At 45.2% G+C, this 14,059-nt stretch carries 14 protein-coding genes; 11 read left to right on the forward strand and 3 right to left on the reverse strand.

Translation table 11 applies throughout. The annotated features are described in order from the left end of the window. Positions 1-128: 128 nt before the first annotated feature. The gene (locus SPIGRAPES_RS14570) at positions 129-548 is read right to left on the reverse strand and encodes a secondary thiamine-phosphate synthase enzyme YjbQ (RefSeq protein WP_014271519.1); all 420 of its coding nucleotides are present in this window, start codon (positions 546-548) and stop codon (positions 129-131) included. Between the two features lie 77 nt (positions 549-625). On the opposite strand from SPIGRAPES_RS14570, the gene SPIGRAPES_RS14575 reads away from it, so the two are divergent. From SPIGRAPES_RS14575 to SPIGRAPES_RS14605, 7 genes are all read left to right on the forward strand, one after another. Further along, positions 626-1,546, forward strand: coding sequence for a DMT family transporter (locus SPIGRAPES_RS14575; protein ID WP_155816775.1), 921 nt, complete (start codon positions 626-628; stop codon positions 1,544-1,546). Positions 1,547-1,617: 71 nt separating this feature from the next. Further along, positions 1,618-2,805: a radical SAM protein gene (locus tag SPIGRAPES_RS14580; protein ID WP_014271521.1), complete on the forward strand. Its 1,188-nt coding sequence runs from the start codon at positions 1,618-1,620 to the stop codon at positions 2,803-2,805. A gap of 74 nt (positions 2,806-2,879) precedes the next feature. Beyond that, positions 2,880-4,049: an MFS transporter gene (locus SPIGRAPES_RS14585; protein ID WP_014271522.1), complete on the forward strand. Its 1,170-nt coding sequence runs from the start codon at positions 2,880-2,882 to the stop codon at positions 4,047-4,049. 1 nt (position 4,050) lies between these two features. Continuing rightward, positions 4,051-4,557: a pyridoxamine 5'-phosphate oxidase family protein gene (locus SPIGRAPES_RS14590; RefSeq protein ID WP_014271523.1), complete on the forward strand. Its 507-nt coding sequence runs from the start codon at positions 4,051-4,053 to the stop codon at positions 4,555-4,557. Between the two features lie 27 nt (positions 4,558-4,584). After that, positions 4,585-7,794, forward strand: a complete 3,210-nt coding sequence (locus SPIGRAPES_RS17405) for a hypothetical protein (RefSeq protein ID WP_014271524.1) — start codon at positions 4,585-4,587, stop codon at positions 7,792-7,794. Further along, entirely contained in the window at positions 7,794-8,588 is a 795-nt protein-coding gene (locus SPIGRAPES_RS14600; RefSeq protein ID WP_014271525.1) for an inositol monophosphatase family protein, read from the forward strand. The genes SPIGRAPES_RS17405 and SPIGRAPES_RS14600 overlap by 1 nt, the downstream gene beginning before the upstream one ends. Next, complete coding sequence (locus SPIGRAPES_RS14605; protein ID WP_014271526.1) at positions 8,585-9,232, forward strand: HAD hydrolase-like protein; 648 nt, start codon at positions 8,585-8,587, stop codon at positions 9,230-9,232. Before SPIGRAPES_RS14600 ends, SPIGRAPES_RS14605 begins: the two co-directional genes overlap by 4 nt. Here SPIGRAPES_RS14605 and SPIGRAPES_RS14610 read toward each other — a convergent pair. Next, on the reverse strand, positions 9,216-9,746 hold the full coding sequence (locus SPIGRAPES_RS14610; RefSeq protein ID WP_014271527.1) for a flavodoxin family protein: 531 nt from the start codon (positions 9,744-9,746) through the stop codon (positions 9,216-9,218). The two genes, SPIGRAPES_RS14605 and SPIGRAPES_RS14610, sit on opposite strands and share 17 nt — an antisense overlap. A gap of 77 nt (positions 9,747-9,823) precedes the next feature. On the opposite strand from SPIGRAPES_RS14610, the gene SPIGRAPES_RS14615 reads away from it, so the two are divergent. From SPIGRAPES_RS14615 to SPIGRAPES_RS14630, 4 genes are all read left to right on the forward strand, one after another. Beyond that, positions 9,824-10,228 carry a RidA family protein gene (locus SPIGRAPES_RS14615; RefSeq protein ID WP_014271528.1) on the forward strand — a complete coding sequence of 135 codons (405 nt, stop codon included), beginning with the start codon at positions 9,824-9,826 and terminating at the stop codon, positions 10,226-10,228. 30 nt (positions 10,229-10,258) lie between these two features. Beyond that, complete coding sequence (gene gcvT, locus SPIGRAPES_RS14620; protein ID WP_014271529.1) at positions 10,259-11,383, forward strand: glycine cleavage system aminomethyltransferase GcvT; 1,125 nt, start codon at positions 10,259-10,261, stop codon at positions 11,381-11,383. Further along, positions 11,384-12,694 (forward strand): hypothetical protein, encoded by a 1,311-nt coding sequence (locus SPIGRAPES_RS14625; protein ID WP_014271530.1) that lies wholly within the window; start codon positions 11,384-11,386, stop codon positions 12,692-12,694. A 90-nt stretch (positions 12,695-12,784) separates the two neighbouring features. Then, complete coding sequence (locus SPIGRAPES_RS14630; RefSeq protein ID WP_155816777.1) at positions 12,785-13,582, forward strand: hypothetical protein; 798 nt, start codon at positions 12,785-12,787, stop codon at positions 13,580-13,582. On the opposite strand, the gene ybaK is transcribed toward SPIGRAPES_RS14630, so the two are convergent. Then, positions 13,579-14,058, reverse strand: coding sequence for a Cys-tRNA(Pro) deacylase (gene ybaK / locus SPIGRAPES_RS14635; RefSeq protein ID WP_014271532.1), 480 nt, complete (start codon positions 14,056-14,058; stop codon positions 13,579-13,581). The two genes, SPIGRAPES_RS14630 and ybaK, sit on opposite strands and share 4 nt — an antisense overlap. Position 14,059: the final 1 nt, after the last annotated feature.

Here is a 14,059-nt window from a genome sequence, read left to right on the forward strand (position 1 = left end):
TGCGAGATACCTCTACTATTTATCACTTGCTATCAAGCAAACTGGTTTGATTGATGCTATCAGGTACCTCAATGTAAGGTTTGAACGGCTAGAGAGGTGATGTTCTCATTGGAATGTCTGGAAACGGTTTATTCCCCTATGATTTTGATCAGTGCGTGTTTGTCTCGCATCCCGTCAAAGTCATAGTAGAAGATTTGCTCCCAGCTGCCGAAGTCCAAGGTGCCTTGGGTTATGGCTATTACAGCCTCTCTTCCCATGATGGTTCGTTTGAGATGCCCGTCAGCATTCTGCTCCAAGCCTTTGTTGTGCTTATATTGCTCATGGGGGTTTTCAGGGGCAAGTTTTTCCAGCCAGATTTCAAAGTCCTCGTGCAGGCCGCTCTCAATGGCATTGATGAAGACACTCGAGGTAATGTTCATTGCATTGACCAAAACGAGTCCTTCCCTGATTCCGCTTTCCGTTACTGCTTCCTGCACGGCATCGGTGATATTGACTAGTCCGCGCCTGGTGTTGATATGAAACCACAGTTCTTTTCGGTAACTATACATATATGCCTCCGCTGGTGACTTCAGTATATCATGGCTCATTGCAACATGTAAGGATTGAAGCTACACTGCCGCTCATCATGCAAAAATTTATTGAACCAAAGGGACAGGTCAAGGTAATCGGACACCTTGCTGTTTTGTTTTCCGTGGTAGTCTGGGCTACTACCTACATCTCGACAAAGAAATTGCTCTTTGGGTTTTCCCCTCTGCAGATCCTCATGGTCCGTACTTTTCTTGCTTTTATAATCCTTTCTTTCCTGAACCCCAAAAAAATGATCTACAAGGAAAAAAAAGACCGCTTTTTGATTGCCGGTGCCGGTATTTGTGGACTGTATGTCTATTTTTTTATGGAGAACACAGCCCTAACCTATAGTTCAGTGTCGAATGTCGGTGTAATCGTATCGATTGCTCCTTTTTTGACTTTGTTGGCTTCCCGTTTCGCCCTCAAGGAAGAAAAACTGCATCTGCAGTATTATATTGGGTTTGCCCTTGCCATCTTTGGGATTTGTTTGATGAGCTATAGCGGTAAGACAGATTTGAAACTCAATCCCTTCGGGGATTTTCTGGCCTTTGTCGCTATCGGGGTCTGGGCAGTCTACTCAGTGTTAACCAGAATGATTGCGAACAAAGGGTACGCTACGCTTCTTGTCACCAGAACTATGTTTTTCTATGCTTTTTTGGCCATGGTTTGCCAGCAAATCCTTTTTCCCTGCAAGTGGGAACTGGGGAGACTCCTTGGCAAAGAATATCTGTTTCATTTTCTTTTCCTTGGTGTGGTTGCCTCAGCCTTGTGCTTTGTTACCTGGAATTTTGGCTTGAAGACGATCGGGACCATACAAAGCTCGGCCTACCTGTATCTTAGCCCGGTCATAACTATCGTCTTTGCAATGCTATTCTTGGAGGAAAAAATCACCTTGGTTTCGGCAATAGGGGCAGGTTTGACCTTCTTTGGATTGTTGGTTTCTCAACGCAGAATACCAAATCCTAAGAAAATTCGGTAAAAGGAAAGGAAGCACTTTTTCTTGAAAAACTACTATACGTATGTTACTCTAACATCTGTATAGGAGGCTGTATGAATACCCAAGAGAAACTCGATATCCTCAGTGCCGATGCCCAGTATGACCTTTCCTGTGCCTGTGGTACGAAAAACCCCCTTGAACACCGAAAACGAAACGATACCGGTGATGGCTGGCTTTATCCAACAACAACGGCAAGCGGTGGAGCAGGCATTATTCTCAAGACCCTCATGGGCAACCGATGTGCCAATGACTGCAAATATTGTCCGCTAAGGGCCCAGAATGATTTTCGCCCTGTTGCCCTTTCCCCCTTCGAAATGGCCTCCTTTTTCTACGAATTCCAGCTCAAGCGACCTTTGTTGGGAATTTTCCTCTCAAGTGCTGTGATGGGTGATGCAGAAAAGACCATGGGCCTGCTTGTTTCAACGGCAGAAATACTGCGCAAGCATTTCCGGTATAAGGGATATATCCATGTAAAAATAATCCCAGGGGCCAGTAGGGCAAGTATCGATGCAGCACTTTCCTATGCTTCAGCGGTTTCCCTGAATATCGAAACTCCCGGAGCCAGACATTTTTCCAAATTGACCGATCGTAAGGATTACCAGAAAGATATCATCGACCCCCTAGCCTATATCGGCAAACAAACCGGCCCTGGTGCACGATATAAAAAGGTGCATACTTCCAGTCAGTTTATCGTAGGCGCCAGTGATGAGAATGACAAGGAAATCCTATTATACGGGAGTCGTATGTATTCTGAACTTAGCATGGGAAGGCTCTATTTCAGTGCTTATCAAAGTGGTTTGGGTGATCCTTCGATTCCTGGGGAACAAAGGATCGATCCACCTCTTTCCCAGTCTATGCTCCAACCGCTTTTATTTGACGAGGAAACCCTCGGAAAGCCAGTACGTTCGGATGGCTTGCTTGTCAGGGAACACAGGCTCTATCAGGCAGACTGGCTGCTTCGTAGGTATTCTTTTTCTTATGAAGAGCTACTATTTGAAAAAGACGGGAACCTTTCTTTGGAAAAGGACCCGAAGTTAGTATGGGCAGAGCATCATCCTGATTTTTTTCCTGTCTCGGTCAAGAGAGGGACGAAGGAACAATTGCTCAGGGTTCCTGGCATTGGCCCCACGTATGCGAGCAGAATTGTGAAAGGTCGCAGGGATTCTGCAATTTCTTCTTTGGATGATTTACGGTTTCCTCCTGCTTCCTTGCAAAAAGCGCGCAAATTCCTGCAACTCTGAAGCTATTCAATTGGTGAAATTACTGGTTGAAACTCCTTGAGCCTAAACGAAGGAATGAATACAATCAGCGTATTATGCGAGAGCTTTACCTATCATTCTTTTTTGCGTATACAATTTTTGCTATCGTAAACCCTTATCTGCAGATAATTCTCAGAAACTGTGGATATTCCTACCAGACGATAGGTATTTTGTTGGCTCTTTTTGAGGGGGCAGGAATTCTTGGGCCCCTTGTCATGGGCTCCCTTGCCGATAAAACACAAAGATTCAAGGATACTATCCTTGTCAGTACGGCAATGACTGCCCTTGGGTTTATATTGGTCACGCAAGGGACCTCCCAATGGATAGTCGTCAGTGGTTTGCTTGTCTCTGCCTTTTTTCTCCGTTCAATAATACCTATTCAGGATACCGTTGCAACCAGTCTTTTTGAGGGAGATGCAAAGAAATACACGAAAGTCCGTGCATTTGGGACACTCGGATTTGTACTCTTCTCATTATTTTATGCGGCTATCAAAAAACCTGTGCTTTCTGACAATGCAAGCATCCTGCGCTACATTCTCTTTGGCTGTGTACTGTTCTTCCTTCCTGTTTTGGCATGGAAGGAAAAGAAACGGCCAAAAAGGAAAGCAAAGAAAGTGGTTGTTGAACCCAAGAGAAAAAAAGGTGCCTTTTATGACAGTGCCTTTGTCGTTGGTTTGATCATCATTGCGCTGAACCGGTTGAGCATGTCAACAGTCAGCAGTTTCCTTTCCCTGTATATGGTGGAGGAATTGCATATTGAGGCTTTGACCTTGGTAAATGCCCTTGCGGCATCCAGTGAAATAGTGGCAATGCTCATCGCTGGCCGTCTGCTGCAGAGCAATAAAGTCAAACCGGTTACCCTGTTGATGATAAGTGCCTTGGGAATGGTGGCGCGATTGGTTATCTATGCCATGGTTCCCTCGATTTTCGGTATTATCAGTGGACAGTTGCTACATTCCCTCGGGTATGGGGTATTCCATCCTGCTGCTGTCCAGTTTGTCTTCAGAAGGGTAAAGAAAAGCCATAGGGCAACGGGAATGGCTATGTATATCTCCTTGGGAACAGGGCTTCCCGCGATGCTTGGTTCTACGTTTGGTGGGTATGTTACCCAGTTTTACGGATATAAGGTACTGTTTCTTTCGTTCAGTTTTTTTGCAGCACTTTCCGCATTGCTGTGTATCATATTCAGGCAATTGTTTTCAAAACCACCGATAGGGGAGGCTTAAGATGGTTCCGATGCGTAGGTCCGATAGGGTAATGGAACAAGAGAATACCTTGGAAGTTATAATAAACTGTCAATGGGCGGTCCTTTCAATGGTAAATAGCAAGGAAGAGTATCCTTTGGGCCTTGGGTCTCCCTATGCAATTCCCGTTTCTCCGGTATTCCTCAATGGTTTTATCTATTTCCATTGTGCTTTGCGGGGCCACAAGATTGACAACCTAAAAAAGGATAATCGCGTTTGCCTCTCCTGTGTGGGCCAAGCGGAAAATGATGAAAAGGCGTTTTCAGTTGCCTTTACCAGTAGTCTGGTGTATGCCAGGGCCTTTGAAGTGGAGGACCAAATGGAGAAAGAGAAGGCTTTATTGGCAATTTGCGAGAAATTTGCTCCGAGCCAAAAAGAGAGGATGCAAAGTTGTATTGTAGACCAAATGGACCATACTGCAATTTGGCGTCTGGAACTATTGGATATGAGTGGAAAACAGAGGAAGTTTGAATCCCTGCCAAAGGTGTGATATGCTCAAAACAAGGAGAACCTATCCGTGAAAAACAGCCAGAATTGGGATTTGCCAGCCATGCTTGGCGTAGCACCGGAAAAAATCCAACGAAATCTCAGGGACCTTTCAAATTTCCTCGATAATGATATAACGAATTTCCATAGGATTTTTTCTTTGTACCATCCTCTGGAGCTATTGAAGATGGCCTATTGGGAACAACATCGTATCGCCAATACCCGCCTCGATGACGAGTTCCAGAATCTTGTTACCAGCCGTATGGTTTCGTATCTCCAACAGTTAGTCTGTGCAAACCAAAAAGGGTTTTCCAAGAATCGTGACGTCAAGAAGAAAGATTGGAAACGTCTTTGCCAGCTGTTTGATGATATTTGCCGAAAGAGCGTTCGCTATGTCGACAATTTTTCACTTTCCCTTGCTGGCGAACAGGTTTTTCCCACAGAATCGGATATGGTTTCTTTCCAGCAGCTGACAACAGATTTTTGCCTTCCGCCTGCTACCGATCCTTCCTTGACCAAGCAGAAGTTTGTTACCCTTTCTTATCGGTTGCAACCGTTCAATGAACTGGTTTCTGCTGTCTTTTCCTGTGGACTTGATGGATTACTCAAGGCTTTTACTGCCTTGGTCGAGAATGCTTTTGATGGAATTGAAAAACTGAAAGATGACAGTACTGTTTTCAAACAGGCAGGCATGCTTCAGATTGAATTGCTCAAAAGCAAGGGTGAAGGGAGCGACGACTTACAGGCCATGATGGATAAGGTTATCCGTCAGGAAGGTTGGGAAAGCTGGGTTGCTGACATTGTTGGCCGAAGAGATGGGTTTGATTTGTTCGATGTGAAGAAAATTACATCCCTGAGCGATGAGGATTGCCTATTGCTCGCATGTGCAGCAGGCAAGCACCAAGAACTCTTTTCTGGGGACAAGAAAGGATGGTTGACCAGGGATTCAGTCCTGTTGGATAAGCCTTTTTTGCAGTTTGGGTCGTTTTTCTATTGTTTCGATGCCGAGCATCTTCTGGATAAGGCCTATAGGGTAATAAAGAAGGCAGTATGTGCCCATAGCGAAGATTTTGCCTATAGATGGGTTTCCCTTGAAAATGAAAAAAACTCTCTTCTGCCGGTCTCCTTTTTCTCTACGTTGCTGGGAACCATGAATTTTACAAGAAATGTGGAACTTGGTTCTGGCTATGTAGATGCAGTATTTGAAGATGAGCGGCAAAAGCTATACCTTTTGATTCCTTCATGCCATGCGCCGGCAGCTGAAGGAAATCCTTTTATTTTCCCAAAGGCTTCGGTTTTGCATTTGGAAAATGAAAGAAATGCTTTTGAAAGTCTCAAAGAAATTTCTGATCTATGCATTGTCCTTGATATGGACAGGGATGCTTTGTATCCATTGGAGATCAAGGATAACGTATTGACGATTTCTTTTTTGCAGCTGGCTAATCTTGCTTCTGATTGGGATGGCGTGAAACAGTTGAAAGGAATTCTAGGAGTAGGTGCTCCTGTTGTACCTGATCTGAAAGCCGGTTCAGAACTTGAAAGAGAGGATGCCATTCCCTTTGAACAGGAAGTTGAAGAAGACGATGAAGAGGAAGCTGCCAACGAGCTTGCACTCGATGAGTCCCAGCCCACTTTGTTCCCTATCGATGAATCCATTCCTTTTGAACAGGGCACTATGCTTGGAGCTTCTGACAGAGACCTTGATTTTCCTGATGAATATGACCAAGAGGCTGAAAATCTCTTGAATGAAAGCGAAGAAGAAACAGAGAACGAATATGAACAAGAGGAATCAGGGATATCGGAAGCAGATGAGGATCTTGAATCAGACAACGAGGATAGCTTTCATTCAATTCTAAATACCAATGACGATGAAGACGAAGCTATCGAGGAAATGCATTATAAGAAAGAAAATAGCTCATCATCAGCGTTCTCTCTTTTTTCGCTTCTTTCTTCTATCGCAAAGGGTGATGAAAATCCAATGGGAATCACGGAGAAGAAAGTCTCTGAGCCTGAACCGATAGCTGAGCCTGAACCGATAGCTGAGCCTGAACCGATAGCTGAGCCTGAACCGATAGCTGAGCCTGAACCGATAGCTGAGCCTGAACCGATAGCTGAGCCTGAACCGATAGCTGAGCCTGAACCGATAGCTGAGCCTGAACCGATAGCTGAGCCTGAACCGATAGCTGAGCCTGAACCGATAGCTGAGCCTGAACCGATAGCTGAGCCTGAACCGATAGCTGAGCCTGAGCCGATAGCTGAGCCTGAACCTATAGCTGAGCCTGAACCGATAGCTGAGCCTGAACCGATAGCTGAGCCTGAACCGATAGTTGAGCCTGAACCGATAGCTGAGCCAGAGCCGATAGCTGAGCCTGAACCGATAGCTGAGCCTGAGCCGATAGCTGAGCCTGAACCGATAGCTGAGCCTGAACCGATAGCTGAGCCTGAACCTATAGCTGAGCCTGAACCTATAGCTGAGCCTGAACCTATAGCTGAGCCAGAACCTATAGCTGAGCCAGAGCCGATAGCAGAGCCAGAGCCGATAGCAGAGCCAGAGCCGATAGCTGAGCGTATTGAACAAACAAAGCATTTTGCTATGCCTGAAGTTGTTGAGGCCTTACAAAAAAAAGAGGAAGCAGCTGCAACGGCAGTTGCTTCTGAAAAGCAACCTGAAGCAACTTCTCGTTCGATGCCTTCACCTCGGTTTATCCTTGCAGAGAAAATTGCGGAAAAGGAAGAAGAAGCTCCGAAACCACAAGTTGCGCAACCCTCTGTACTGTTTGAGGAAGTAGAATCTTCCTTTGACGAAGTCATTCCTGCCCGTCTGGAAGAGATACTGCGAATTATGAGTGAGGAAACAGGAACAGCCTTCTTTGATTTCTGTAAGTCTTCCGAAGGCCTGCTTCTGCAAAAGATTGATAAATTGATCGAACAGGCTCGGGAAGCCCAGCTTGTCGATGGGAAAGACAAGATGTTTACCATTCCCGGGAGTAACCTCACCATAGTGCTGGTTACCGGGCGTAATGATATGCTCCGTACCTGGGATCGAAGAAACAATGTTGCCGCAGTCATGTATGCACAGGGAAAAGAAACCTGGACAGCGCTCTACCTTTGCTTCAGCCGAATGGGAAATCTTCTCCATGCAGAGGAAAAGGTCATCAAAAAAGAGGACTTTACTCAGAATGACTGGAAATTTGTCATGAGTTTGGGTGAACGCATCATAGAAAAAAGGAAAAATACATAATGATAGAAGATCTTATCGACAGCCACCTTTCGGTGGCTTTGCTTGCTGCCAGACAAGCAGGTGCTTTTGTACTGGCAGCTAGGGAAGCCGGAAATATTGAGGTTCACACCAAACATACCAATGATTTCGTTACAGATATTGATAAAGCCTCTGAGAATCTGATTATTTCCATTATAAGGGAAACATTCAGAGATGATGCAATATTTGGTGAAGAGTCAGGGAAATCAGGAGCGGAGACAGGGGGACGATGGATAATCGACCCCATAGATGGTACCACCAATTTCTTTCGATCTCTTCCCAACTATACAATTAGCATTGCCTGGGAAATTGAACCTTTCAAACCCTTGGTCGGAGTGGTTTTCAACCCAAAACAAGATGAAATGTTTTGGGCCAGCAAAGGAAACGGGGCTTTTCTCAACGGAAAACCGATACACGTGTCCTCTGTCTCTGATCCATCAATGGCTTTATTGGTTTGTGTACCTCCCCACCGACATCATGAGAAAGCAATTGCCTATTTTGAGATTGAACAAGCTCTGTTTCATCAAGTAAGTGATATACGTTCCTTTGGGTCCTGTGCCTTGGAATTGGCCTACATAGCAGCTGGCAGAATGGATGGATACTACGAGCTATTCCTTGGTTATTATGACATGGCAGCGGGGATGGTTTTGGTCGAAGAAGCCGGAGGCAGGGTAGAAAGTGCCGACCCAGATACAAGTTTTTCTGATACTCATTGTGATCTGATATCTTCCAATGGGTTGATTCAAGATTGGATTTTCCATATGGTTCACGCATGAAGTTTAAATTAGTAATTTTTGATCTAGACGGAACCCTGATGAATACCTCTCCCGGTATTTTCGACTCTGCAAACAAGGCAATGGTTCAACTGGGCCGGCAACCTGAAAGCGATGTAAAACAGCTGAGTAAATTCATCGGTCCCCCGATTATCCAGTGTTTCAAGAACACCTATAACCTTGAAGACGAGTTTATTGAGCAAGCCGTTGCGAATTATCGTGTGGAATATTCACTGCATGGCCAATATAACGCTGTCGCCTATCCCCAGATTATTGAAACGCTGGCCCAATTGAAGGAAAGGGGATATTTGCTTGCGGTAGGAACCCTCAAACATGAAGAACTTGCAACGAACATGATGCAATACTTTGAGCTGGCACCATTCTTTTCCTCAATCAGGGGAGCCGATATGGGGTCCAAGCTCACCAAGGCCGATATAGTTAAAAACGTATTGTCCGATCTGAAAATCGATCCGAGTGACGCTGTGCTTATCGGTGATACAACGCATGACCTTATAGGGGCCAAGGACTCAGGTGTCAAGTTTGTCGCAGTGGATTATGGGTTTGGTTTCCCCCGCGGACAGCAGCCGATCGAAGGAATGCTAAAAGTTATATCGTCTCCTGGCGAACTGCTCACATTTCTTGGATAAGCTTTCGAGCCTGGGATAATGCTTTTGCATTATCCTTGGCAGGGTTGTCATCATCGGCACAAACTGGCAGATAGCCGGCAAACTGCATCTCTGTATATTCGCAGATGGCATTGAATTGTTCCTTGAGAAGCTGGTATTGGATTCCTTCCAAAGAATCCTCGCCTGTGACGATAAGAAAAAATTTCTTACCTTTGAAATCTTCAATTTCCAAGGAATACAACCTGTCGAGGAAAGTCTTCAACATTGAGGATATTCCCCACCAATAGACAGGGGATGCAAAACATACTGCATCGGCCTCTTTGAATTGGTTGATCAATAATTTCATGTCATCATTGAACACACAGATTCCAAGATCCCTGCACTGTTTGCACCCGGTGCAGTGATTGATTTTCTTTTCATGAAGGTAGATGGTTTCCACAGAATACTGCTGGGCGGCTTCAATTTCGAATTCGTTTGCGAGTGTAGAAGAATTCCCGTCTTTTCTGGCGCTGCCATGGACTATTAGCATTTTCATAGTTTAAAAATACAACCATCTGCAACAGCTTGCAAGATAATTTCTCAAGGAGTATTCTAAGCGGACAGGAGAAAAAAATGATTGATAAAACAAGCACACTTGAGAAAAAACAGATACGTACGGAGAAGGCTCCTGCTGCAATCGGTCCCTATAGCCAGGCCATTCTCGTAGCACCTTTTCTCTTTACTTCGGGACAGATTCCCGTTGATCCTTCTAACGGCCAGCTGGTTGAAGGTGGCATAGAGGCCCAGACCAGACAGGTATTCGAAAATCTCAAGGCCGTTCTCGCCGAAGCAGGCAGTGATTTCTCGAAAGTAGTAAAATCAACTGTATTTTTGAAGGATATGAATGATTTTGGAAAAATGAATGAGGTGTATACTTCCTATTTCAAGGAAGGGATACTTCCTGCCCGTTCTGCAGTCCAGGTTGCCAGACTTCCAAAAGATGTCGCAGTGGAAATTGAGATGATTGCTTTGGTCTAATAGTAGTTTCTAAAAAGGGGAGAAGAAGGGATGAAACGAACGCCGCTTTATGATGTGTATCATACGTATGAAGGAGTCAAGTTAATTGACTTTGGGGGCTGGGAACTTCCGGTAAATTTTGCCGGTGGTATTCTCTCGGAACATGAGGCCGTCCGCACTAGGGTCGGGCTGTTCGATGTTTCCCATATGGGCGAGTGTATGGTGGAGGGGAAGAATGCAAGCCAGTACTTGGATTATCTCTGTACCAATACCATTTCATCCCTTTCTCCCAATCAAATACAGTACACCATGATGTGCTATCCAAATGGGACTGTCGTAGATGACTTACTTGTCTACTGCTATGATAGCGAGCACTATCTCGTTGTTCTCAATGCATCCAATACCGAGAAGGACTTATCTTGGATACAGGAAGGAAACCCCAAAGCTTCCTTGAAGCCTTTGGTGACCGATTGTTCTTCGCAAACCGTACAGATTGCCCTTCAGGGCCCTCTGGCAGTGAAAACACTGCAGAAATTGCTTCCTGACTGTGAAACTATCACAAGTTTTACCTTTAGGAATCATTGCAACCTCCAAGGGGTCGATACGTTGGTCAGTAGGACGGGGTATACCGGAGAGGATGGCTATGAGCTGTATTGCGATGCAGCGGATGGGAAAAAGCTATGGAATATGCTTTTGCAATCTGGTGAAGAATTTGGGATTGTCCCTTGCGGACTCGGTGCCCGCGATACTTTACGCATGGAAGCGAAACTTCCTTTGTACGGACATGAGATCAGCGACAGTATTACTCCCCTGGAAGCCAATCTGGGAGTATTTGTGCATCTCGAGAAAGAAGACTTCTGTGGAAAGGCAGCGCTTGTCAAACAGCAGGAAACTGGTATACCGCGTACACTCAGAGGCGTTGAGATGATTGAAAAGTCTGTTCCCCGTGCCCATTGCAAGGTGTTTCTCAAAGACAGGGAAATTGGATTTGTAACAAGCGGTACAAAAAGTCCAACCTTGCAAAAATTCGTTGCCTATGTGATGATTGAACGTAGTACAGGGCTCAAATTCGGCGATGAAATCGAAATTGAGATTCACGGACAACGGAAAAAAGCCCAATTGGTCAAAACTCCGTTTTACAAACATGGCAAGACGAATGCCAGTACTACTTGTTAAATGCTAAAAATTGAAAGTTACTCCCCGGAAGGGTTTATTGCACTTGATAATTCAGCATTGATCTATCCGCCTACAGAAGCTAGATTCAATGCAAATACCTTCAGGGTATCTGTGGATCTTACTGTGGAGGTAGACCCTTCAATTCTTGAACTCGCCTTGCATGAAGTTTTGCAACGCTGTTCCTATGCGAAGGTAAGCCTCCATAAAGGATTCTTCTGGTATTTTTTGTCGCCGAACAACAAAGCCCCTATTTTACATCCGGAAGGTGCCTATCCCTGTGCAAGGTTTTTTTTCAAGAAAAACAATGGATACCTGTTTAAGGTGTTTTACAGCCGCAATAGGATTGCCTTGGAATGTTTTCATGCCCTAACCGATGGTTCAGGGGCTTTGATTTACTTGAAGATGCTCATTCAAAAGTATTACTCCCTTGCTTCCCTCGGGGACTTTGTATTCAAGGGTGCTTTGGATTTTGAAAGGAAATCGACAAAGCAGGAATTCAGCGACCCGTTTCAACATTTGTATAACAAGAATCTCCCTGGTTCCCCTTCTACAGGTTCTTCCTATCATCGCATTGGTGAAGGTTCCTATGATGATAGGGTGAGGGTTGTCAGTGCAATGGTCGATGCGGCAACGCTCCACTCTACAGCCAAGAAACAAGGTGCTTCGATAACCGAATACCTTTCTTCAATTCTGCTTTGGTCCCTGCAGGAACTGCAAAGGGAGGAGGTCCCTCTGCAGAAAAAAAGAAAACCGATCAGGCTATCGGTTCCCATGAACCTCAGAAAGATTTTCCATTACGATACCATGCGGAATTTTACGCTCTTTGCCGTTCCTGGAATTGAACCAGCCTTGGGTGAATATACTTTTGAGGAAGTTCTCAAAAATGTGAAACATGATATGGCAATTTCCCAAGACCCGAAACGGATACTCAGCCAGATAAAGAGAAATGTCGGGGGGGAACGTAATTTCTTAATGCGAATTGCACCCAATGTTATCAAGAATCCCCTGTTCAAGCTTCTGTCAGATTCCCTCGGTGATGACCTGTATTCTGCCGTTCTTTCCAACCTTGGCTATGTAGAGGTCCCTGATGAACTGCAACCTACGTTATCACGGATGGATTTCTACCTGTGCCCCGGGGAAATGAATAAAGTTGCCTTGGCTGTCATTGGATGGAAGGACAAGGTAGTTTTGAATTTTACCAGTTTCTATAATGTCGATACAAAACTCGAGCGGATGTTTTGTTCTTTTCTCGTTGAGGCAGGGATTCCTGTCTCAATCTCAACAAACCGCCCGGAGAGAGAGGATCAATAAATGGCCTATTGCATACAATGTGGAGTAAAATTGGAAGATGGTGCAAAACAATGTCCCCTCTGTCATACAGAAGTTGTCCTGCCCCCTTCCATGAGTGAGCAAAAAAAGGAACCCTTGTTTCCGCAACCTATGCCCCCACAAGGTACCGGAGGGTTCAACAAAACGATAAAAGGGATTGTTGAACTCATTGTCGCCTTGCTTCTGGTAAGCGAGTTTACCATCTTTTTTTCCATGCTGTTCTCGGGAAACCTGGCCTATAGTTTCGTCCCCTTGTTCTGCCCGTTTATGGCAGCTGTCATAATTGCCATCGCCTTGGCTGCGAAACATACCTATCCGATGCAGGTTTCGCTGCATTCACTGGCGGTAATTGTCCTGTTGCTAGGACTCGATGCTTCAGACTGGACTTTGTCCTGGTCGTTGGTCTGTGTAGGTGCAATTCTTGTGTTTTGGATTGTAGCGGTATTGCCTACGATCAGAAATGCGGCAAAAAAACCTTGGTTGCTTGCTATTTTTTCAATTGCTTCTGCACTTGGCTATGTAGCTTTCCTCAATTGGATGGCCAAAGGTACACTGACTTGGTTTTTACCTGTCGCAATTCCCACTGCCCTTGTGTTTCTTGTCGGGTTCAATCTTATGTGGCTGCGTTTTTTCAAGAAAACGAGATTGCGGACGCCCCTTGCCGATGTCATTTTCTTTTCGATTATTGTTTTGTTTCTGACAATCAGCGCGACGGATTTGTTTTCTACCCATTATCTACTGGGGGTATGGAAGCTTCGTTGGTCGGTAAGCCTGCTCTCCGCTGCAATCATCCTGTCGGTTTTCTTGGCAGCCGTATCGCTCAGTAGACGCGTCAGGCGCTATTTTACCAGCCAGAACAAACATTCCTAGGTAAAGTCAGCAAAGACAGCCTCAGAGGCTTTGAGAAGGTCTTCCGGTTTGAGTTTCAACTGGAGACCTCTCTGTCCTGCGCTGACATAGATGTATTCTTCCAGCTGGGCCAATTCCTCAATGAAAGTAGGGAAGTGCTTTTTCATTCCCAGTGGTGAGCAACCGCCGCGTATATACCCTGTGGTGCTTTGCAGTTTATCCATTTTTATCAGATCAATGTCCTTGCTCTTTGTCAGGGCCCTTGCCTTTTTGAGGCTTATCGAGAAATCAGCGGGGAGGCAGAAGACAAAGACTGCGTTGTCTGAATCCTGCAGGACAATTGTCTTGAATACTTGTTGCGTTTCGATTCCTGCCGATTGGCTGGCATGGACTGCGTCCAGGTGTTCTTCATCCCATTCGTAGGTTACGGTTTCGTACTCTATTTTCAAAGAATCGAGAATCCTCATGGCATTGGTTTTCTTTACTGCTGTGCTCATC

The organism is Sphaerochaeta pleomorpha str. Grapes, assembly GCF_000236685.1.
GTDB lineage: Bacteria > Spirochaetota > Spirochaetia > Sphaerochaetales > Sphaerochaetaceae > Sphaerochaeta > Sphaerochaeta pleomorpha.

Bases quoted from the DNA above. Each gene is read 5' to 3' on its own strand.
- SPIGRAPES_RS14600 (WP_014271525.1), top strand. From the start codon at position 7,794: ATGATAGAAGATCTTATCGACAGCCACCTTTCGGTGGCTTTGCTTGCT.
- SPIGRAPES_RS14580 (WP_014271521.1), top strand. From the start codon at position 1,618: ATGAATACCCAAGAGAAACTCGATATCCTCAGTGCCGATGCCCAGTAT.
- SPIGRAPES_RS14605 (WP_014271526.1), top strand. From the start codon at position 8,585: ATGAAGTTTAAATTAGTAATTTTTGATCTAGACGGAACCCTGATGAAT.
- SPIGRAPES_RS14575 (WP_155816775.1), top strand. From the start codon at position 626: ATGCAAAAATTTATTGAACCAAAGGGACAGGTCAAGGTAATCGGACAC.
- SPIGRAPES_RS14615 (WP_014271528.1), top strand. From the start codon at position 9,824: ATGATTGATAAAACAAGCACACTTGAGAAAAAACAGATACGTACGGAG.
- SPIGRAPES_RS14630 (WP_155816777.1), top strand. From the start codon at position 12,785: ATGAGTGAGCAAAAAAAGGAACCCTTGTTTCCGCAACCTATGCCCCCA.
- gcvT (WP_014271529.1), top strand. From the start codon at position 10,259: ATGAAACGAACGCCGCTTTATGATGTGTATCATACGTATGAAGGAGTC.
- ybaK (WP_014271532.1), bottom strand. From the start codon at position 14,058: ATGAGCACAGCAGTAAAGAAAACCAATGCCATGAGGATTCTCGATTCT.
- SPIGRAPES_RS14610 (WP_014271527.1), bottom strand. From the start codon at position 9,746: ATGAAAATGCTAATAGTCCATGGCAGCGCCAGAAAAGACGGGAATTCT.
- SPIGRAPES_RS14570 (WP_014271519.1), bottom strand. From the start codon at position 548: ATGTATAGTTACCGAAAAGAACTGTGGTTTCATATCAACACCAGGCGC.
- SPIGRAPES_RS14585 (WP_014271522.1), top strand. From the start codon at position 2,880: ATGCGAGAGCTTTACCTATCATTCTTTTTTGCGTATACAATTTTTGCT.
- SPIGRAPES_RS14590 (WP_014271523.1), top strand. From the start codon at position 4,051: ATGGTTCCGATGCGTAGGTCCGATAGGGTAATGGAACAAGAGAATACC.
- SPIGRAPES_RS14625 (WP_014271530.1), top strand. From the start codon at position 11,384: ATGCTAAAAATTGAAAGTTACTCCCCGGAAGGGTTTATTGCACTTGAT.